The organism is Nostoc sp. NOS(2021), assembly GCF_017115025.1.
Classification (GTDB): domain Bacteria; phylum Cyanobacteriota; class Cyanobacteriia; order Cyanobacteriales; family Nostocaceae; genus Nostoc.
The window spans coordinates 20,139-39,125 of record NZ_JABXKM010000075.1 but is presented as its reverse complement, the minus strand read 5'-3'; the positions used below and the strand labels follow the sequence as shown (position 1 = coordinate 39,125).

General features: G+C 41.3%; 19 protein-coding genes and 1 pseudogene. 12 read left to right on the top strand and 8 right to left on the bottom strand.

Going from position 1 to position 18,987, the window contains the following annotated elements:
• Window positions 1-140: 140 nt before the first annotated feature.
• Both HWQ41_RS09230 and HWQ41_RS09225 read right to left on the bottom strand, forming a co-directional pair.
• Entirely contained in the window at window positions 141-1,253 is a 1,113-nt protein-coding gene (locus HWQ41_RS09230) for a hypothetical protein (RefSeq protein WP_292761758.1), read from the bottom strand.
• Window positions 1,254-1,433: 180 nt separating this feature from the next.
• Window positions 1,434-2,921, bottom strand: a complete 1,488-nt coding sequence (locus HWQ41_RS09225) for a galactose oxidase-like domain-containing protein (RefSeq protein WP_292761755.1) — start codon at window positions 2,919-2,921, stop codon at window positions 1,434-1,436.
• A gap of 682 nt (window positions 2,922-3,603) precedes the next feature.
• Here HWQ41_RS09225 and HWQ41_RS09220 point away from each other — a divergent pair.
• From HWQ41_RS09220 to HWQ41_RS09205, 4 genes are all read left to right on the top strand, one after another.
• Complete coding sequence (locus tag HWQ41_RS09220; protein WP_292761753.1) at window positions 3,604-4,659, top strand: glutathione S-transferase family protein; 1,056 nt, start codon at window positions 3,604-3,606, stop codon at window positions 4,657-4,659.
• Between the two features lie 52 nt (window positions 4,660-4,711).
• Complete coding sequence (locus HWQ41_RS09215) at window positions 4,712-5,596, top strand: aspartoacylase (protein ID WP_292761751.1); 885 nt, start codon at window positions 4,712-4,714, stop codon at window positions 5,594-5,596.
• Between the two features lie 263 nt (window positions 5,597-5,859).
• On the top strand, window positions 5,860-6,843 hold the full coding sequence (locus HWQ41_RS09210; protein ID WP_292761749.1) for a polysaccharide deacetylase family protein: 984 nt from the start codon (window positions 5,860-5,862) through the stop codon (window positions 6,841-6,843).
• A 384-nt stretch (window positions 6,844-7,227) separates the two neighbouring features.
• Window positions 7,228-7,467 carry a hypothetical protein gene (locus HWQ41_RS09205; RefSeq protein ID WP_292761747.1) on the top strand — a complete coding sequence of 80 codons (240 nt, stop codon included), beginning with the start codon at window positions 7,228-7,230 and terminating at the stop codon, window positions 7,465-7,467.
• A 36-nt stretch (window positions 7,468-7,503) separates the two neighbouring features.
• Here HWQ41_RS09205 and HWQ41_RS09200 read toward each other — a convergent pair.
• Window positions 7,504-7,692: pseudogene (locus HWQ41_RS09200) on the bottom strand (RNA-guided endonuclease TnpB family protein); the annotation flags it as partial.
• A gap of 98 nt (window positions 7,693-7,790) precedes the next feature.
• The gene (locus tag HWQ41_RS09195; RefSeq protein ID WP_292761745.1) at window positions 7,791-7,985 is read right to left on the bottom strand and encodes a WYL domain-containing protein; all 195 of its coding nucleotides are present in this window, start codon (window positions 7,983-7,985) and stop codon (window positions 7,791-7,793) included.
• 171 nt (window positions 7,986-8,156) lie between these two features.
• Here HWQ41_RS09195 and HWQ41_RS09190 point away from each other — a divergent pair, with 171 nt between their 5' ends.
• From HWQ41_RS09190 to HWQ41_RS09165, 6 genes are all read left to right on the top strand, one after another.
• A complete protein-coding gene (locus HWQ41_RS09190) occupies window positions 8,157-8,408 on the top strand; it encodes a hypothetical protein (protein WP_292761743.1) in 252 nt (83 codons plus the stop codon).
• Window positions 8,405-8,827, top strand: coding sequence for a PIN domain-containing protein (locus HWQ41_RS09185; RefSeq protein WP_292761741.1), 423 nt, complete (start codon window positions 8,405-8,407; stop codon window positions 8,825-8,827). The genes HWQ41_RS09190 and HWQ41_RS09185 overlap by 4 nt, the downstream gene beginning before the upstream one ends.
• A 224-nt stretch (window positions 8,828-9,051) precedes the next feature.
• Window positions 9,052-10,167, top strand: coding sequence for a type I restriction endonuclease (locus HWQ41_RS09180; protein ID WP_292761740.1), 1,116 nt, complete (start codon window positions 9,052-9,054; stop codon window positions 10,165-10,167).
• Window positions 10,168-10,516: 349 nt separating this feature from the next.
• A complete protein-coding gene (locus tag HWQ41_RS09175; protein ID WP_292761738.1) occupies window positions 10,517-12,115 on the top strand; it encodes an Hsp70 family protein in 1,599 nt (532 codons plus the stop codon).
• A gap of 8 nt (window positions 12,116-12,123) precedes the next feature.
• A complete protein-coding gene (locus tag HWQ41_RS09170) occupies window positions 12,124-12,423 on the top strand; it encodes a type II toxin-antitoxin system HigB family toxin (protein WP_292761735.1) in 300 nt (99 codons plus the stop codon).
• Window positions 12,407-12,808, top strand: coding sequence for a transcriptional regulator (locus HWQ41_RS09165; protein WP_292761733.1), 402 nt, complete (start codon window positions 12,407-12,409; stop codon window positions 12,806-12,808). The genes HWQ41_RS09170 and HWQ41_RS09165 overlap by 17 nt, the downstream gene beginning before the upstream one ends.
• Before the next feature lie 7 nt (window positions 12,809-12,815).
• Here HWQ41_RS09165 and HWQ41_RS09160 read toward each other — a convergent pair whose 3' ends face one another.
• The 4 genes from HWQ41_RS09160 to HWQ41_RS09145 form a co-directional block, all read right to left on the bottom strand.
• Window positions 12,816-13,379, bottom strand: a complete 564-nt coding sequence (locus HWQ41_RS09160; protein WP_292761731.1) for a Uma2 family endonuclease — start codon at window positions 13,377-13,379, stop codon at window positions 12,816-12,818.
• Between the two features lie 123 nt (window positions 13,380-13,502).
• On the bottom strand, window positions 13,503-14,042 hold the full coding sequence (locus tag HWQ41_RS09155) for a L,D-transpeptidase (RefSeq protein WP_292761729.1): 540 nt from the start codon (window positions 14,040-14,042) through the stop codon (window positions 13,503-13,505).
• 764 nt (window positions 14,043-14,806) lie between these two features.
• Window positions 14,807-15,322, bottom strand: coding sequence for a L,D-transpeptidase (locus HWQ41_RS09150; RefSeq protein ID WP_292761727.1), 516 nt, complete (start codon window positions 15,320-15,322; stop codon window positions 14,807-14,809).
• 113 nt (window positions 15,323-15,435) lie between these two features.
• Window positions 15,436-16,068: a bifunctional 4-hydroxy-2-oxoglutarate aldolase/2-dehydro-3-deoxy-phosphogluconate aldolase gene (locus tag HWQ41_RS09145; RefSeq protein WP_292761725.1), complete on the bottom strand. Its 633-nt coding sequence runs from the start codon at window positions 16,066-16,068 to the stop codon at window positions 15,436-15,438.
• A gap of 528 nt (window positions 16,069-16,596) precedes the next feature.
• Here HWQ41_RS09145 and HWQ41_RS09140 point away from each other — a divergent pair.
• Together HWQ41_RS09140 and HWQ41_RS09135 are read left to right on the top strand one after the other, a co-directional pair.
• Window positions 16,597-16,869: a GlsB/YeaQ/YmgE family stress response membrane protein gene (locus HWQ41_RS09140; RefSeq protein ID WP_292761724.1), complete on the top strand. Its 273-nt coding sequence runs from the start codon at window positions 16,597-16,599 to the stop codon at window positions 16,867-16,869.
• A 361-nt stretch (window positions 16,870-17,230) separates the two neighbouring features.
• Window positions 17,231-18,961, top strand: a complete 1,731-nt coding sequence (locus HWQ41_RS09135; protein WP_292761721.1) for an ATP-binding protein — start codon at window positions 17,231-17,233, stop codon at window positions 18,959-18,961.
• Window positions 18,962-18,987 lie beyond the last annotated feature (26 nt).

Below are 18,987 nucleotides of genomic sequence, written 5' to 3'. Positions count from 1 at the left end.
GTGGGGTTCTTTTATTATGGGTAATTTGGCGGACATGATATGACTTCTGAATTCTGACTCCTGAATTCTGTTTCGATAAAAAACCCTCAAGTGCAGACGAGGGCTTGGCACTTTTTTGCTAGATATCGGCTCAATCCCTTCTAGCCACGAGCAAGCGTAATCTGAGTAGCATCAAAGTCTTGTAGCCGAGTCATGTTTCCACTGTTCTTATCTACGCTATATACAGTATTAGGTGTTTGATACCTCATGGCTCCAAAGGCGAGGAGTTGACCTGTTGCGGAGCAAACTAAGCTTTGTAAGCCATTATTCCATGCTTGACCATTAAGTTGCAATTGTGCCAGTCTGATCGGCTTTTTTTGATTTGAATCTAGCTGCACCAGAGTTGTACTACCATCGAATCCAACTAAAGAGGTATAGAGTATTCCATCTGGGCACTGAGCTAGATTGCTGACTCGCTCATCGCTTGGGAATTGAACCTTACTAATGGAACTGATCTCTCCTGTTTGAACGTTAATATCTACCAATCTGATCGGCGGTGTACCGTTCTTCTTACCTACTAAACCGATGAGTCGCCCATCATTAGTGCCTAGCAAGCTCCCAAGTTCTTGATCCTGGTTAAGTCCTGAGACTGTCAAAGTTTTTACAGGTGTACTCAAAAATGTAATGCGAGTAGGTGTCGCCTGTATGCTAGTAGTGCTAATAGGAGTAACGGCTACGACAAGTGTGCCATCGCTTAAAGAAGTGAAACCACTCAATATCTCATTAGACTCTACTAAAGGTGTAAGGCGATCGGCAGGTTGAGCATCGCCTAAAGAAGTTAAGTTATTCAATATCTGATTAGGGTCTACTAAAGCTCTAATGCGATCGGCAAGTGTGCCATCGCTTAAAGAACTGAAGATACTCAATGCCTCATTAGACTGCACTAAATCTGTACCGCGCTTGGCAAGTATCTGAGAGGCTAGTGGAGTTAGAAGTTGAGTCTTTCCTGAAACTAAGGATTGCAAAACAAGTCCTAGTCCTACAGGCTTAATATCTGTGAGTAAACTGTTTGAGCCAGTGCTGTCTAATTCAGTGGTGTTTACCTCTGGAATAGCCCTTTGGTCAGTGGTGATGATATTGCCAGAATCTATACCGATAATTTTTAAACTTGGTGTTTGCGCCAAGACTTTGTTGCTTAGATAACTAAGTCCAGATACTACAGTTCCAGCAAGTGCCAACTGGCCAAATTTTCGACGTGATAGCTTGTAACTCATATTTCCACTCCTAGAATTTAGGTAAAGTACAGTGTATTGAACATAAACGCATCAGGGACTGACAAATAAAAAAGACTCAACTACTGATTGTGGGGTGAGCGTCTCGAATCTCTTAGCCAAAGGCGGGCAAGATGCCCACCCCACAAGATTGGATAATTTATTTGTTGGAAATCCCTAAGGCTAAGATAATTGCGTCCAGGTTGCTACTGAGGGTGTCCCATTGTAGTCACTAATAAAAAGCATGTACCAGCCTGGTGGTGCTATGTTTCTATTGTCTGTTACCGTGACATTGAGAGAAGTAGCGTTCCTAAAATTAATCGGTACATCCACTAACCTTTGTTCTGTATCGCAGCAATGGGTGGTTGCCATTGGTCTAATCAGACTAACCCATTTAATATTCGCAGCCTGGGGTGTCTGAATCGTAAATTGCAACCCGTAGCTCAATGTTTGAGGAGCCTTCTGAATGATTGGTCGTGACCGCGACATATACGCAGGACTGTAGATTTCTAATCGCAGTTCATCGACCCTCCGTTGAGGGTTACCCCCAGCTGTGGCTACCCTACCATCTGGTAGGAGCAAGGCCACCGAGTGATATACGCGGGGGACATTTTGTTTAGCTACTGCTGTCCAGATATTTGTGGCTGGATTGTAAATTTCTGCTGGCAGCATTGATTGTGTTGTGTCCTCATTCATTTTGCTACCATTGCAAACAAACACTGTGCGATCGGGCAACAAAACTGCGCTGTGATGCTTCCGAGCATATTTTAGAAACCTTGATCCTACGTAAGTTGGGTTAGTAGCTTTTAGATTTACAATATTCACCCTGCTTGTTGCCGTATTATTACTATTACCCCCACCAATAATCATGACCCTTTGATCTTGTGCAGGTGGTAAAAGCACACTCGCACCTTGATCACCGAAATCTGGGTCTTGCAGCCCTGGCACCAGTTTTTCTGTAATGGATTGTGTAAATGTCCCTGGCAGGGTTAGTATCCTTGGCGTCACTGCACTGCCGCCCATGTGAGCACCTGAATAAAAGATGCTTCCATTACTTAGTAGAAATAGCTGTGCATATTGCGGGTACGAACTAGCTGTTGGAAAAGCGTTCCAACCATTTGCAAATGTAGAAGAATAAATTTCTGGTTGTCTGTTGAGCTTACCATCTTTATCCAATCCAGACATTGCAAAGATACGACCGCTGCCTAGTGTTAACAAAGTAGGATACCAACGGCCATTATTCATTGATGGCTTTTTGACCAATTTCTCGGCAATGGGATCAAACATCAGAACAGAGAGTGAACCATAAAATGGATCGTAGCGCAGAGTTCCACCCGCAATTATTAACATCCCATCAGGGGTGAAGGAGTGACCGGCGCAAAAAAGGTCAATAGGTTGATTATTACTATCCACTGGAGGCGCTTGACGGGAAAAGGTTCCCTTGTTTACATCCCAAACCACACTGTTATAGGGAGTATTTAACTGATTGGGATCATTACCTGAGCCACAGAAAAAGAATATCTTACCAGTACGCAGTAGGGCGGCATGTACAGGTAGGATGGGAGCATTGTACGACAATACTTGCCATTTGTCTGTAGTAACACCCTGAGCTATAAAAGTCCCTAAATCCGTTTCCTCTCGAAGGTTAGTCTTGTTATTAGTTTGAGTCACTTTATTTACAATTATTCCTACGTAAATTTTATGTTTTTGTTCTTTCTTTCAGTAATTTATTCCTAAATTTATATTTATACTTTTTTCGGCTTACTTAGTATTAAGATGTGATGTTTTTTATGTCAAGTTCATGTGAAACAAGCTTTTTAAATATGTAATTGCACTGATACTTATCTATATTAGAAAGTATCTAATTAAGCCTTAGACTGGGTTTATGAGGTCAGGATGAACGATGCTTTTAAATTACGATGCGTAAACGTACAGAGAAGTCAGAGGGTCGCTTTTCTTTGCTCATAACTTCTGGACGCTGCACGAATGGAGACGGTGCGCGTAGCCTGCTTCACTGTAGGACGATGGTAGCAGTTGCATTAAGTATCACTGGCTTAAAAATTGTGTTTCCGATGTCGATTTTTGACTAGGTTTTAAACACTATTACTTATTGACAAATGGTTGATAACTTTAACTTTTCACTAATGGTGTGATGTGATCAAGGGTATATACAGACAAAGAGGCAATTTGAATGACGATTAGCTTAAAGCTGAGAGATTTTTTGCAATGAACGTGATACAAAATGCAGGCAAAGCGTAGTAAAGTAGTAAAACTCAGAGTGGGTTGTAAGCATGGAAACCTACTGAGTAGAAACAGTGGTAACGTCAATCCCTCCCAAAGCAAGATTGTCGCCATGAGCAACTCAACTCCAATGGATGACGAGAAAAATCTCCCAAAGAAAAAGGGTAGGACACTCCCTCCCAAGCTGATCATCTGGCTGGGAAAGTATGTCTGGACGACTATGTGGCAGATCATGATGTCAAAGCTTGCTCCTAGCAATCAGTCGGGAGCGTATATTCGTCCTAATAGCCAGTTTCGGAAGTTCATTGGCACAGAATCAGGGAATCCGTACCCACCAGCAGCGGGGCGCTACAAACTCTATGTTGGGCTGGGCTGTCCTTGGGCACACCGAACCCTGGTTGTGCGATCGCTCAAAAAACTCGAAGCGGTAATATCAGTGTGTATCGTCTCTCCTTCTCCCATTGAAGGCGGTTGGATATTCAACCAAGAAGAACAGGGTTGCCGCACACTAGCTGAATTTTATCAGCTGGCAGAACCTGGCTACAGTGGACGCGTCACAGTTCCAATTTTATGGGATAACCAAACAAAAACTATCGTCAATAATGAGAGTTCAGAGATTATTGTGATGCTAAACTCTCAATTTAACGAGTTCGCCAATAATCCCACACTGAATCTCTACCCAGAAGAACTCAAAGAAAAAATTGACTGGTGGAATGAGAAGATTTATCACGCGGTAAATAACGGCGTGTATCGCTGCGGCTTTGCCCAAACTCAAGAAGCATACAATCAAGCCTGTAATGAACTGTTCGCAACTCTCGATGAGATTGAGATTGCATTGCAGAATAGTCGATATTTGTGTGGAGAAAATCTCACACTCGCAGATGTCCGTTTATTCACAACGTTATTTCGGTTTGATAGTGCCTACTACGGGTTGTTTAAGTGTAATCGGCGGCGAATTCGAGACTATCAGAATCTAGGAGGTTATCTACGTGATCTATATCAGCTTCCAGGTGTTGCTGACACCTGCGATGTAGAGAGTGTGAAGCGGGACTACTACGGGAACCTATTCCCACTAAATCCCGGTGGGATTATTCCCGATGGGCCTGATATGTCTGATCTTAATCAACCACATGATCGCGATCGCATCGGCAAAGTGAATGCTTCATAAGGTACATTGAAAACTGATACCTCGATGGCTGCATTCGGGAGTTGGTGTAATCGTGAACCAGATTAATCGAGTTGCAATTGTTGGTGGAACTCATGGCAATGAGTTTACGGGAGCTTACCTGAGCCAAAAATTTGCCCAGTTTCCCGATTTAATTACTAGACCAAGTTTTGAGACAGTCACTCTGTTAGCAAATCCTAAGGCTTTTGCGGCGGGGAGGCGATATCTAGAGAAGGATTTAAATCGCTGTTTTCTCAAACAAGATTTACAAGATCCGACTCGGAACAGTTACGAAGAATTGCAAGCTAAATCAATTCAGGATACCCTAGCATCAAATGGGGATAAACAAGCAGATTTCATCTTAGACTTACACAGCAGTACAGCTAATATGGGTCTGACAATTATTTTGGTAAACAGTCATCCCTTAAACTTAAAATTGGCTGCTTATCTGAGCCATGTCAGCCCTTTGGTGAGAATTTATCGCTGCTCTTTTAAATCAATTGAAGAAAACCCATTTGTAAATTCCCTGTGCGAATTAGGCTTTGCGATTGAGGTTGGCCCCATTGCCCAAGGTGTATTAAAAGCGACGCTGTTCCAACAAACAGAGGAACTTGTTTATGCAGTTCTGGACTATCTGGAACAATTTAATCAGGGTGAAATTCCATCAACTAACGAAACGTTGATCCTCTATGACCATTTATCTGTTGTGGACTATCCAAAAAAACAGGATGGGACAATCTTTGGAATGATTCATCCAGAGCTTCAAGACAAGGATTATCAAGCCTTGAATCCAGGAGATCCAATCTTTTTAACGTTTGATGATAAAACAATTATTTATGAGGGAACATCTACCGTTTGGACTATTTTTATTAATGAGGCAGCTTACTACGAAAAGGGAATTGCAATGTGTTTGACTCAGAGGCAGCAAATCAATATCTAGTACAGCTTGGCAACAATCCAGCTATTATCTCAATGAACCAGACAAGTAGGGGCAATTCATGAATTGCCCCTACTCAAACCCCTTGTTAAAGGTAGGCAAACTGACGCCACACTATACTAGTACTTTGTCAAGCTAGTAACTCAGCGTTTGTAGTAAGCGCTTTAGTGCTTAGAAGCTCTGATCTGAAGTCCGAAACTTGACCGATAAAGCCCAAACCTAAGACTATATTTACGCTTAAAATTGTCCAAATACTTGAACTAATAATGCAAACCAAGCGACCAGTAAACAAACCAATAGCCAGTCTTTCTTTAGATTTGGATAATATTTGGTCTTACCTCAAAAATCAGGGCGCTCCGGGTTGGGAGACTTTCCCCTCTTACCTGGATATCGCAGTACCTCGTTTCTTAGATATTCTTCAGCAATGGGATTTGACAATCACAGTATTCATTGTGGGTCAGGATGCAGCGCTACAAAAAAACACCAAGGCATTACAAGCGATCGCTAGTGCTGGTCACGAAATTGGCAATCACTCATTTTACCATGATCCTTGGCTACATCTGTATTCAGAGGATGAGATTGAAGAAGAGGTGGCGATCGCCGAAGAACATATCAAGCGCGTCACTCATCAACATCCTATCGGCTTCCGGGGGCCTGGATACAGTTTTTCTCCTGCGGTATTGAAAGTCTTAGCACGACGGGGATATGAATATGATGCTTCGACTTTTCCCACATTTTTGGGGCCGATAGCACGAGCGTATTATTTGATGACCTGTAAACTGAGTAAGGAAGAACGCAAGAAACGGGAAGCCCTGTTTGGCGGTTTCAAAGACGGTTTGCAGCCTCTGAAACCTTACCAGTGGCACATGGGTAAGGATAAACTCACTGAGATTCCCGTTACCACTATGCCAATTTTCAAGGTGCCAATTCACTTCAGTTACATCATGTATCTGAGTACATTTTCTTCGGAAGTCGCGTTACTCTACCTCCGAATGGGCCTGTGGCTATGTAAACTTACGCATGTCCAGCCTTCTTTGCTACTCCATCCTACAGACTTTTTAAGTCAAGAGGATGTGCCAGAACTATCATTCTTTCCTGGTATGAGCGTTCCTACCTACAAAAAGCTAGCAATAGTGAACAAAAGTTTAGAACTTATATCCAGTCAGTTCAATGTTTTGACTGTTGGACAACACGCCAAATTCGTAGCCAGCACTCGTCAACTGCCTGTATTAGTGCCTCAAAAGAGGTAAAAATATGATCTATGCGATTTATCAGTCCAATTTGTATCCTTATTTACAGGCAAAATAAACTTTGACCTCTCTTTGAGAAGGAGAAAATAGTGTTGGCAAAAAGATAAATTTATATTTATAATAGTTACTTATTAAAAACCTCTGGTGATATTCCTTCCCCAGAGGTTATTTTTTTAAGATGCGATGTCCAATCAGATTTTTTAACTATTTCGCCGTCAGCCCCCCACGCTCATTTGGTACTCCAAATCAGTGTATAGAGGATGTCACTACTTATCTAGGTTTTGAATAGCAGTCAGTTTTCTTGAAACCAGCTGACATTTGCTAGCAAGAATGTGTAAAGTAAGTGAGTGTCTTTTCTATATTCAATCTTTGAAACATCTATCTATGGTTAGAAAAAATAAACGTCTTTTGTTGCTAGTTATTTCCTGTAGTATAACTGGTGTAATTTTAGGAGGTACTGCCAGTTGGGCAGAAAGTAGTCTCTGCTTGGAAGACAGTAAGGTTACAAGTGAGTGTCTAACTCAAGATCCAATCCAAAAAACTATCCAAGGGATGAGTACCGGATTGTTAGCTGGGGCTGGGGCCGCTTTCGGTGCAGTATGGCAGTTACGGCATGAAGATTGAGTGTGAACTACCACTAACCCGGATTTTCGGGTTAGATTAGGTTTCTGTACTAATTAGCCAGTGCCTCCACTTAGACTTTCGCCCAGCATGAGGTCTTACCTCCCCTTTTACAGCAGAGACGGCTGAACCTTCCCCCAATAGCCATCTGATACCTTCTACTCTAATATTTATCGCTGCATTTCTATCTCGGTCATGATGAGTACCGGAGTGAGGATCAGTCCCTTTCTGAAGGAGGCAATTATGGCGAATTAGCAAGGGGGTTGTATTACAAAAGCTGGGCATGAAAGAATTTCTGTTGAAGTTGGGTGGTCAATCATCCTAATTTATATGGCTTTGGAAGAATACCGATCTATTAATGCACGAGCGAATTTCTGGTGTTGTTCAGCTAGATTTTGAGGAGAGATGAACTGAGCATTGCCCATGAAGCGGTACACCCAGCGACAAAACTCCTCCAGCGATCGCTCAGGCAATTTAACAATGTAATCTATGTAAGTAGGTTTGCTATGTGTCTTATTCATAAGTCTGGGTTAATCGCCTGGATTGGTGAACGAAATAATCAGCTTTTTGGTCACTTATGTTGTTTTATTGACAAAAGCTAGTCATGTCAAAATTTTTAATGTTCTGCTGGTTTCTGTGTGACTGAGGTAGTTGGATTTAGACTTGAAGTGATGGGACTGGAGGAAAGACTGGTGACGAGAGCAATTGGTCTAGAGCAAATTATTGCCCAAAAGGTTCTTACCTTATCAAAGGAACAACAGCAGCAAGTACTTGACTTTATAGAATTTCTGCAATTGAAATCACTAACAGTAGAGTTTAAGCACCATGATGGCACGCCAATGTCTGCTTTAGAAGCAGCAGGAGACTTAGTTGGCTGCATGGATTCTGGGCCTGGGGATCTCTCGACAAACAAGGAGTACCTTAAAAGACCATTGACAGAATGAAGCAAGCGGTACTGCTAGATACAGGGCCATTAGTAGCTTTAGTCAACCGGAGAGAGCAGTTTCATAAATGGGTGACAAATCAGTTTGGACAGATTCAACCACCTTTGTTAACTTGTGAAGCGGTAGTTACAGAGGCTTGTTTTCTCTTACAGAATGTTTATGGAGGAGAAGCAGCAGTAATTTCTTTTGTACAAAAGGGAATTATTCATCTCCCGTTGAGCTTGAGTGAAGAAGCTGGGGCGGTTTATGAGTTGATGCTGCGTTATCAGTCTGTACCGATGTCCTTAGCGGATGCCTGTTTGGTGAGGATGGCAGAACTGTATCCTACTCGTGAATTGCTCACATTTGATAGTGATTTTAGGATTTATAGGAAGAATCGGAATCAATTAATTTCTGTGATTATGCCAGAAGAACTGTGAGCCTACAAGTTTCAATCCCTAATAGGGATTTTGGTTAATTGCAATCTTGGTGGTAGATGCGATCGCTCTTAGCGGTGGCGTAGGGGTATAACGATGGGGATTGGTATTTGGAGTGAAGGATTGGGACGTTTCTAAGTACAGCAGTATTTATTTACCTAAATTGGGCAAAATTAATCACCTGTGCCATACTTGTAAAACCCAATACAAGTATGAGATAAAAAACTATGGATTTTATTGATGCGGTTAAAGATGTTGCCCAGCATATTGAAAGACTAAAAGACTCGGTACAGACAGAACAAGCTGCAAAAGCTGCTTTCGTTTTACCTTTAATTCAAGCTTTAGGATATAAGATTTTTGATCCAACTGAAGTCTGTCCTGAATATATAGCTGCTACACCAGGCTTAAAAGGTGAAAAAGTTGATTATGCTATTTTAATAAATGGAGTCGCATCAATTTTAATAGAATGTAAATTTCATAAAAATGATTTAGCACATCCCAAAAATTCTTCACAATTATTCAAGTATTTTAGTGCAACACAAGCAAGATTTGCAGTGTTGACTAATGGAATCCATTATTGGTTCTATACCGATACAGAAAAAACTCACATTATGGATGATAAACCTTTTTTTGAGTTTAATATATTAGATTTCAATGAGTCGTCAATAAATGAACTTAAAAAGTTCTCTAGGGAAGTATTTAACCCTGATGAAATGGCTAGCTGTGCAAGACAGCTTTTATATAAAAAGGAAATTAACCGATTAATCTCAGAACAGTTTATAAATCCTTCTCCTGATTTTGTTAAGCTCTTTGCTGGTCAAGTGTACAAAGGACACATGGTTGCATCAGTTGTAGAAAAATTTACTGAAATTTTCAAAGGTTGTCTTAAAGATTATATTAACGAGCGAATTAATGAGAAGATAAGATCCGCTATGGATATTGATATTTCTGATACAACAAAAACAGACGTACCAGACCCGGCTAAAGTAACAATCAATCTCAACACCGAAGTTATTGATACTATTGTAACTACAGCAGATGAGATGGAAAGCTTTTACATTATTAAATCAATGTTGCGTGATGCTATCGAATTACATCGCATTCAGTATAGAGATACAAAAAATTATTTTGGAGTTAACATTGACGGTAAAGCTAGCAAAACTATTTGTCGTTTATGGCTGAATTCTGAAAAAAAATATATTGGTTTTCTGGATATAAATAATAAAGAAGTTAAAACGCCAATTAACTCTTTAGACGAAATTTACAAATTTGCAAAAATCTTAAAAGATAGGGCAATATTTTTAGCTAAAAATAAGATAGAAGCAGAAGTAACTGAACAATAAAATTTTGATTAAGAATTTTTACTACTGCCCGTTGTCGTCAAAACATTGTAGGCTGTGGATCACAGGGTCTACAGTAATGCAATGAAGGTGAATCGGCATGGAGATAAAGCCTGCTGTTGAGTTTATTGTTATTGCTCCTTTTATACATTTACAGCCAATGATTTCCATGCTTTCTGACAAGCCAATTGTCTAACTGTGCTAACACTTCGCTGCAACCGATTGAATCGATATCTGGGTTGGGATGCAAAGAAGCAAGCGTCTGGGCGTATTTGCATTTTTGGTGGGTTATAGAGAATAATCACAAAGAAAGCAGCTTTGGCATCTTCGTGCGAGAGAATAAATATAAAATATGGCGATCGCAATCGATTTTGGTACTAGTAACACAGTCATTGCTCGTTGGAACCCTGTCACCCAGCAGCCAGAAACCCTGAATTTACCAGGTTTATCAATTAAACAAAGTCTCAATCCGCCACTGATTCCCAGCTTGGTTTATGTTGAAGACGCAACCCAAAATAAAGTCTTAGTAGGGCAACAAGTACGCGATCGCGGTCTTGACCTCAAGGGCGAAACGCGATTTTTCCGCAGCTTCAAGCGCGGTATCGGTGCAAATATCCAAGGTTTCTTACCCGAACTAGATGGGCAAGTTGTCACCTTTGAACAAGTAGGGCAATGGTTCCTCACCCAAGTAATTGAACAACTAGCACCCCTGCAAGGTGGGTTAGATTCTCTCGTGTTAACCGTACCCGTAGACAGTTTTGAAGCCTATCGTCACTGGTTGGGGAAAGTTTGTCAAGCCCTTCCCGTCGAACAGGTGCGGATGCTGGATGAACCCACAGCCGCTGCCTTGGGGTATGGCTTGGCAGATCAAGAAATTCTCTTGGTGATTGACTTTGGTGGGGGTACTTTGGATTTATCCCTTGTGCGGTTGGATCAAGGTGTGCAAGCAAGCACAAAGCCCTTGGGATTTATCCTTAAGTGGGGTAATAAGTCCTTGGCTGAAGATTCAAAGCAAAAAGTCAAAACTGCCCGTGTCCTGGCGAAAGCTGGGCAAAATTTGGGCGGTACTGATATTGATAATTGGTTAGTAGATTACTTTGCCAAAACTCAAGAGTTGGCGGTAAGTCCCTTGACAACACGATTGGCAGAACGGGTAAAAATTCAGCTATCAACCCAAAACCAAGCTAGTGAAGTTTACTTTGATGATGAGACATTTGAAAGCTATGAACTGGAACTAAACCGCGATACTTTTGAAAATATCCTCAAAGAACACGCATTTTTTGAGTTACTGGATGAGTCGATGACAACATTGTTGCAGCAAGCAAAACGCCAAGGGATAGAACTTCCAGATATTAATGCAGTTTTGTTAGTTGGTGGCACAGTGCAATTACCAGCAGTGCAGACATGGATCAAACAGTATTTTGAGCCAGAAAAAATCCGTTGTGAACGTCCCTTTGAAGCGATCGCTCAAGGTGCATTACAGTTAGCTCAAGGGATACAAATCAAAGACTTTCTCTACCATAGTTATGGTATCCGCTATTGGGATCGTCGTAATCAGCGTCACAAATGGCATTCTTTAATTAAAGCTGGACAGGCATACCCAATGAGTCAGCCAGTGGAATTAGTCTTAGGCGCTTCTGTGGAAAATCAGCCTAGTATTGAACTAATTATGGGAGAATTGGGAGCAGATACAGGTAGTACTGAAGTTTATTTTGATGGCGATCGCTTAATTACTCGCCGTCTGGATGGTAGCGAAACCAGCGTCAAACCCCTCAACGATCAAGAAGGCGCGAGGACAATTGCCCAACTGACACCAACCGGATATCCCGGAAGCGATCGCGTCAAAATCCTCTTTCAAGTTGATGAACAACGCTTTTTGCGAATCACCGTTGAGGACTTGTTAACTAATGATACACTTTTGGAAAATCAACTTGTGGCACAGTTGAGTTAATAGATATAATGCACATCATCAGTCGTAAAAAGCTGCGCGAATTTTGCCAAAAGTATGCTGATTCCTGTGATGCGCTTAACAGCTGGTACAAGGCTGCCAATAAAGCTACATGGAATAATCTTGCCCAAGTGCAAGCAGTTTATCCTCAAGCAGAAGCTGTTGGGAATTTTACTGTTTTTAATATCAAAGGCAACAAATATCGTCTGATAGTTGATTTGGTTTACAGTGACCAAATAATTTATCTTAAATACATTTTGACGCACGCAGAATATGATCGGGATAAGTGGAAAAATGACCCTTACTTTTAACCGTGAAACTTATGCTAGTTTGCTTGCTAAATATCAACCCAAGGTTATTAAAACAGATGAGGAAAACGAGCAAGCTATTGCACTAGCTGAGGAACTGTCTCATCAAGTTAACCGAACTTTAGAAGAGTCGGCATTATTAGATTTGTTGATCGCTCTGATAGAAAAGTATGAGGATGAGCATTATCCAATAGGAGAATCAACGGCACACTCAATGTTCCTCCATTTGATTGATGCTCAGAGTGTTAAGGAAGCTGAGTTGGTAGCAATTCTCGGTTCAAGAGAGGTTGTTTCTCAACTTATGAGTGGAAAACAAGAAATTACTCAGGAGATGGCTAAAGACTTAGGCAACTTTTTTCACGTTGATACTAGTTTGTTTGAGAATTGAGTTATTGCTAACCACCCATTTTTAACCAGCCAAAAACTTGATTGACGGTTAGTGCAAGTTGAATTTCTGGTAATACAGGCAAAAAATCTTCTCCTTGGAGTAGCACTGGCTGTTGCTCTGGAAGAAATACCAAAATACTCAGATCATTAGGGTCAAGAAACCATCCCAGGCGGCTGCCATACTTCAGACAGTGAAGAATATTCCCGATTACTTTGTTGGGTTTTTGTCCTGGCGAAAGAATTTCAATCGTCCAGTCTGGTGGAAGTTCAAAATTATCAGGTACTTGATCATCAACGGTGAACGGTATGCGTTCCCACTCAAATACAGCCACATCAGGTATGATTGATCGCTCCCCAAAAGTACACCGTAATTCGGGAAACGCATAGGCAATCTTTTGATTCTCCGTGACTTCATTTACAACAGCACAGAGTTTGCCTTGTAAACGGCTGTGTCTCCCTTGCGGCATTGGCTTTTGAATAATCTCTCCGTTAATATATTCACTTGCAGGCTTTGTTTCTGGGAGCTTCAGAAATTCCTCCAGGGTGAGAGGTTGAGTAGTTGTGGCGCTCATAGCTCCTAAATCCCTCGAAAATGTGTTTTTAGTCTAGCAGTATATATGGACAGGTGCGTTTACGGAGTGTAACGCACCTGTCCATACATCAAGGTAAAAATTGCAACAATGATCAATTGATCATCATTTATGCACTACTACTAAAGTTCCTGTTGAAGCCCAGTTGTAAAGATGGTGAGCTTGCTCAACAGGTAAATTTACGCAACCGTGGCTGACTGGAGTCCCAAAACGGTTATGCCAGTAAGCACCGTGGATGGCATAGCCTCTGTAGAAATACATTGTGTAAGGAACGTCAGGAATGTTGTAGCCCTTGCCTCGCATCCGGTGAGTGCGATACTTAGAATTAATCCGAAATCTACCTATGGGTGTGGGCGTGGATCGCTTACCTCCAGAAATGCGGTATAAATGAACAAGTTTATTACCTTCCCATGCACGTAAGTGTTGCTCTGACAGGTCAATTTCAATCCAGCGAAGTTGGGATGTTTGCCTGATATTAGATACAGTGATGCTGTTTTCATCGACTGACGTGGCTGTTGCTGTAGTCGAGTTAGGTGTACCTGTTAACGGTGAAGACCAAGATAATAAAGTCACCACCATCAGTGCTACGCCTGTACAAAAAGTTCCTGGGGAACGAATCCCACCACTGCGAATCCAGGTTTGCATTATGCATCATCTTCTAAACTACGCAAAAATCATGAAGTGAAGTAATTTTCTGGAACACTGCAAATTTCCAGATCGACTTCTAGCTTCCTGTCGAGGATTTACGCAATTCATCCGCTAATGCTTCTCAAGACAAGTCCTAAACTAATCCGCGTCCAATTTGCACATTTGTCCTTTGTTATTCACTAAGAAACACGGATTTATTCGTCTGACAATTCAGGTCATGTGGAAAAGCCCACGAAAAATCTAACCCCCTAACCCCCTTCCCGCATCGGGAAGGGGGAAAATTTAAAGTCTCTCTCCTTTTAGGAGAGAGATGAAGAAGAGAGGTTTTCCAGATACCGTGAAAAGTCAGATTTATTCGTAGGGTGTGTTACGGCTTCCGTAACGCACCGAAAATATTGCGATGGTACGTTATGCCCTTGGCTAACGCACCCTACGAAACAGAAGTTTTGCATTTTGTTTAATCCACATTCCTAATGACTAATTACAAAGGACAACCTTTACAAAAAATCTGTCATTTAAATGTCTAAATGCAAACTTTCCCCGAATTCATATTTGCATTTGTAATTTTACACAGGACTTATCAGGATTTACGCTTATTGTTTTGGGCAAATTGTTGAATGCCCTCTTCTATATTTTATTTCAAGTTCAGTAATTCCGACTCCGAAGATTCCCAGCCAAATTTTATGCTGGGAATCACTTAATTGTCTTGATTTGTTGTTATTTCTGGTTTTACCTGAATTGCTTTCTGGCTGCTTCACCTACTATTTCTGGATGACTACTGGTGTTCCTATTGATGCCCACTCGAATAGCCATTTAGCATGTTTAGGTGCTATATTCACACAGCCGTGGCTCACTGGAGTGCCAAATGTCTTATGCCAGTAAGCTCCGTGAATAGCGTAATTACCTTGGTAAAACATCGCATAAGGAACGTTGGGAACATTGTAGTTTTCTCCCTGCATCTGTGTAGTTTTGAACTTGGATTGAATCTTAAAAGTACCAACAAGAGTGGGAGTGGATTTTTTGCCAGAGGAAATAGCGCTTCCATAAACCACTCTGTCACCTTGCCAAGCTATTAATCGTTGTTTTGAAAGATTAATTTGAATCCAGCGCTGATCCGATTGTTGTAATGTCTGGATTGTTTGTGCAATCACTTGATTTTGGGAATTCGCCCAAACTTCACTTGTTCCAGTAGTAGTAAAAACACTTAAGGATAGTGCTGTACCAGTGAGAAGTATTTGTAAGTAACGCACCCAGTCAGGATAAATCAGTCTTTTCATTTTAGATACACTCACACTCAAATCATGGGATATTGAGAAACTTATCAGTTTTTACCTTTATTTCCATCTCTATTACTTTAATAGACGTGAATGTTTGACGATTTGATTCTAAGTTAAGCTAACTGTCGCATCAGCTTTCTTGCCCCAGATGCGATCGCTGACCAATTTCCCTCTGTGACAAGCTTTTTGGGAAATAATTCACCGCTCAAACCGACAGCGATCGCTCCCGCTTGTAAAAATTCTTTGGCATTTTCCAGAGTGACGCCGCCAGTAGGAATTAAGGGAATCTGACCCAGCGGCCCTTGCAAACTTTTGATATAATTAGCCCCTCCGACTGCTTGCACGGGAAATACTTTTACACAACTAGCGCCCTGACTCCAGGCGGTAACAATTTCTGTAGGAGTCAGCGCTCCTGGTATAATAGGCACATTTTTTTCTTGTGCTGCCTGAATCATTGCGGGGTCAAGGTGGGGTGTGAAGAGGAATTGCGCCCCAGATGCGATCGCGGATTGTAGCTGTTGCACATTGAATAGCGTACCAGTACCAATGATACAAGCTGGTAATTCTGAGCGTAGTTGACTGATTAGTTCCCCAGCGCGATCGCTATTCCAGGTAATCTCAATTAACTGCATTCCCCCAGATGCTACAGCTATGGCCATTTGGTGTCCCACTTCGATTTTAGGGGCGCGGATGACTGCGATCGCTCGATGTTTTTGCAACTGTGATAACCAAATTTGATTAGGCATTTTGACTGGAAATTAGGGATGACAGGTATCCTGGCGATGCCCAAGTGGGGAATGCTGGTAATAAAGTTGCTACAACTACGCACGTCGTAGATATCGCCTGATTTTGCTTTCTTTACATTACTTTAGAGACAGTCTTTGAAAACTCAGCTTAATTCTTCTAGTAGAGGAGAGAGCTAATTAAAAGGCATATACTGCAATTACCAAGCAATAGTTTGATAAGCCCCTAGTTAAAGACCTACTAGGAGCTTTTTTTAATTGATTATCTACCTAAATGGGGGCATATAGGACTCCTATTTGATTTTTGAACAAGACTCAGTACGGATCTATCCCTTCTTTCCTCTTCCCTGTTCCCTGCCCACGCAAGTAAATTCAGGAATCAAACCGGCTTCCTATATATCAAAAACCTAGTTGCCATTAAACTATTCCTTATGGATATTAATTATTAATTCTGATGATAGATGGAATCAAAAGATTAAGATTGGTAGTATATGTTCATTGAAGTGAAAAACGTTTACCGAATTAAGAACAATGAATATTCTTGCTTGGATTGTTTTAGGTCTAATTGCTGGTGCGATCGCTAAGGCTATCTACCCCGGTCATCAAGGTGGCGGAATTCTGGGAACAATCTTGCTAGGAATCATCGGTGCTTTTGTTGGCGGTAGTTTAGGTGTATTCTTTAGTACGGGAACCTTAGCTCTAGCATCTCCTACTTTCAGCATTCCAGGTATTGGGGTAGCAGTGCTTGGTGCAATTGTCGCAGTTTTCCTGTGGAACTTATTAACCAGTCGCAGTGCTGTATAAAAGCAAAATTGCGGACAATGAGCGAGGAAAACTTAGGAAATTCATTTAACTATTTTTAACTGTGAATTAAATAAAAAAAATAGCGTCAGCCTAATAACAGGCTGGCGCTATTTTTTTTATTATTGATAAATCAAATAATATGATGTTGGATGTTATGAGCAGCTTTAGGGGTACTAGCAGTAGTGGGTATCCAATGGTCAGTAGCAGCTTATCGGCGAGCGGCACTAGTGGCTGATTGTCGCCTCGCAAGAGCAACCCTTATAAATCAGCAATAAATCTGGGAATAATAAATATCACTAAGGCTGAGACACGCATAGCTAGACGTTTAAGTTTTTGCTTGATTTTAGATCCAACTGAGCGTATGAATGATTGCAAATCTCTCAATGACTCCTCTGATAAAGAATATACACAGCAGCAAAACTTCTCGCTGGCTTTTATGCTGCGGATGATCAACGGTATATCTGACCCAATTTTTGTCAAAAACTACCAACATCAGTGGATACTACTTAACGATGCCTTCTGTAATTTCATCGGGCATAGCCGAGAAGAATTAATTGGCAAATCTGACTATGATCTCTTTCCCCAAGCGGAAGCTGATGTGTTTTGGGAAAAAGATCAACTGGTTTTAACTACAGGCATAAATGATGAAAATGAGGAATTTTTTACAGATTCCTATGGCTTAACACACTTTATCCTGACCAAAAAATGTTTGTTTGAGGATGAGCTAGGTAATCATTTCTTAGTTGGGACTATTCGTGATTTCACACAGCAAAAGCAGGTAGAAGCTGCCCTGCGCCGTAGTAATGCTGTGCTGCAAGCTCAACAAGAAGCTTCAATCGACGGCATTCTGATTATTGATGAAAATCGTCAAATTGCATCATACAATCAACATTTCTCCCATTTATGGCAAATTCCTGCGGCAATAATCCAGAGTGGTTCAGACTGGCAACTGCTAGAATGTGTGCTAGACCTACTAGAAAATCCAGCAGAATTTCTCGCTCAAGTCGAATATCTGTACCAGCATCCAGAGAAAAACAGCCGTGATGAAATTGTGTTGAAGGATGGACGGACGTTAGATCGTTATTCTGGGGCAGTGCGCTCGCCGGCTGGAGATTGTTACGGCAGAATTTGGTATTTCCGAGATATCACAGAACGCAAACAAGCAGAAGCAGACCTCCGACAGCAAGCACAAGAACTAGAAACAGCATTATACAAACTACAAAACACCCAAACTCAGTTAATTCAAAGCGAAAAAATGTCCAGTTTGGGTCAACTAGTTGCAGGTGTGGCACACGAAATAAACAACCCACTTAGCTTTATTTACGGCAACCTGAACCCGGCTGATGAATACACCCAAAATTTATTTTCACTGTTAGATATCTACCAAAGACATTATCCCCAATCAGTCAAGGCAATTGATGAGTTTGTAGATTTAATTGAACTAGATTTCTTAAGGTCAGACTTACCCAAATTATTCCAATCGATGATCATGGGAACAGAGCGGATTCGAGAGATTGTGCTTTCCCTGCGGACTTTCTCACGCTTAGATGAAGCGGTAATGAAAGCGGTTGATATTCATCAGGGAATTGACAGTACGATGATGATCATCCAAAGCCGCCTCCAAGCTACTGACCAGCGCCCGAAAATTGAGTTGATCAAAGAATACGGCAACCTTCCCTTGATTGAATGTTATGCTGGGCAGTTAAACCAAGTATTTATGAATATTTTAGTGAATGCCATCGATGCTTTAGAAGATTCATTGGTTAGAGGTCGGTGGACAACAAAAAAACAACTAAAAACGGATAATCCCCGAATTTATATTCGCACCCGATTACTAGCGCCAAATCAAGTCACAATTTGCATTGCCGACAATGGACTGGGAATACCAGAAGATGTTTTAAAGCAAATATTTAATCCCTTTTTTACGACCAAGCCCGTTGGACGAGGTACGGGGATGGGGCTGGCTATTAGTCACCAAATTATCACAGAAAGACATGGCGGTTCTTTAGAATGCATTTCGCAATCAGGAGTTGGTGCTGAGTTTATCATTTGCATTCCCCTCATTCAACAACGTCAAATTTCTAACTCCTGACACGGAAAAGTTATGCTGACAGTCAG

Excerpts from the sequence above, each read along its gene's own strand:
- HWQ41_RS09175 (WP_292761738.1), top strand. The coding sequence starts at position 10,517 with ATGGCGATCGCAATCGATTTTGGTACTAGTAACACAGTCATTGCTCGT.
- HWQ41_RS09150 (WP_292761727.1), bottom strand. The coding sequence starts at position 15,322 with ATGAAAAGACTGATTTATCCTGACTGGGTGCGTTACTTACAAATACTT.
- HWQ41_RS09205 (WP_292761747.1), top strand. The coding sequence starts at position 7,228 with ATGGTTAGAAAAAATAAACGTCTTTTGTTGCTAGTTATTTCCTGTAGT.
- HWQ41_RS09220 (WP_292761753.1), top strand. The coding sequence starts at position 3,604 with ATGAGCAACTCAACTCCAATGGATGACGAGAAAAATCTCCCAAAGAAA.
- HWQ41_RS09170 (WP_292761735.1), top strand. The coding sequence starts at position 12,124 with ATGCACATCATCAGTCGTAAAAAGCTGCGCGAATTTTGCCAAAAGTAT.
- HWQ41_RS09145 (WP_292761725.1), bottom strand. The coding sequence starts at position 16,068 with ATGCCTAATCAAATTTGGTTATCACAGTTGCAAAAACATCGAGCGATC.
- HWQ41_RS09160 (WP_292761731.1), bottom strand. The coding sequence starts at position 13,379 with ATGAGCGCCACAACTACTCAACCTCTCACCCTGGAGGAATTTCTGAAG.
- HWQ41_RS09230 (WP_292761758.1), bottom strand. The coding sequence starts at position 1,253 with ATGAGTTACAAGCTATCACGTCGAAAATTTGGCCAGTTGGCACTTGCT.
- HWQ41_RS09195 (WP_292761745.1), bottom strand. The coding sequence starts at position 7,985 with ATGAATAAGACACATAGCAAACCTACTTACATAGATTACATTGTTAAA.
- HWQ41_RS09185 (WP_292761741.1), top strand. The coding sequence starts at position 8,405 with ATGAAGCAAGCGGTACTGCTAGATACAGGGCCATTAGTAGCTTTAGTC.
- HWQ41_RS09140 (WP_292761724.1), top strand. The coding sequence starts at position 16,597 with ATGAATATTCTTGCTTGGATTGTTTTAGGTCTAATTGCTGGTGCGATC.
- HWQ41_RS09165 (WP_292761733.1), top strand. The coding sequence starts at position 12,407 with ATGACCCTTACTTTTAACCGTGAAACTTATGCTAGTTTGCTTGCTAAA.
- HWQ41_RS09135 (WP_292761721.1), top strand. The coding sequence starts at position 17,231 with ATGAATGATTGCAAATCTCTCAATGACTCCTCTGATAAAGAATATACA.
- HWQ41_RS09210 (WP_292761749.1), top strand. The coding sequence starts at position 5,860 with ATGCAAACCAAGCGACCAGTAAACAAACCAATAGCCAGTCTTTCTTTA.
- HWQ41_RS09155 (WP_292761729.1), bottom strand. The coding sequence starts at position 14,042 with ATGCAAACCTGGATTCGCAGTGGTGGGATTCGTTCCCCAGGAACTTTT.
- HWQ41_RS09180 (WP_292761740.1), top strand. The coding sequence starts at position 9,052 with ATGGATTTTATTGATGCGGTTAAAGATGTTGCCCAGCATATTGAAAGA.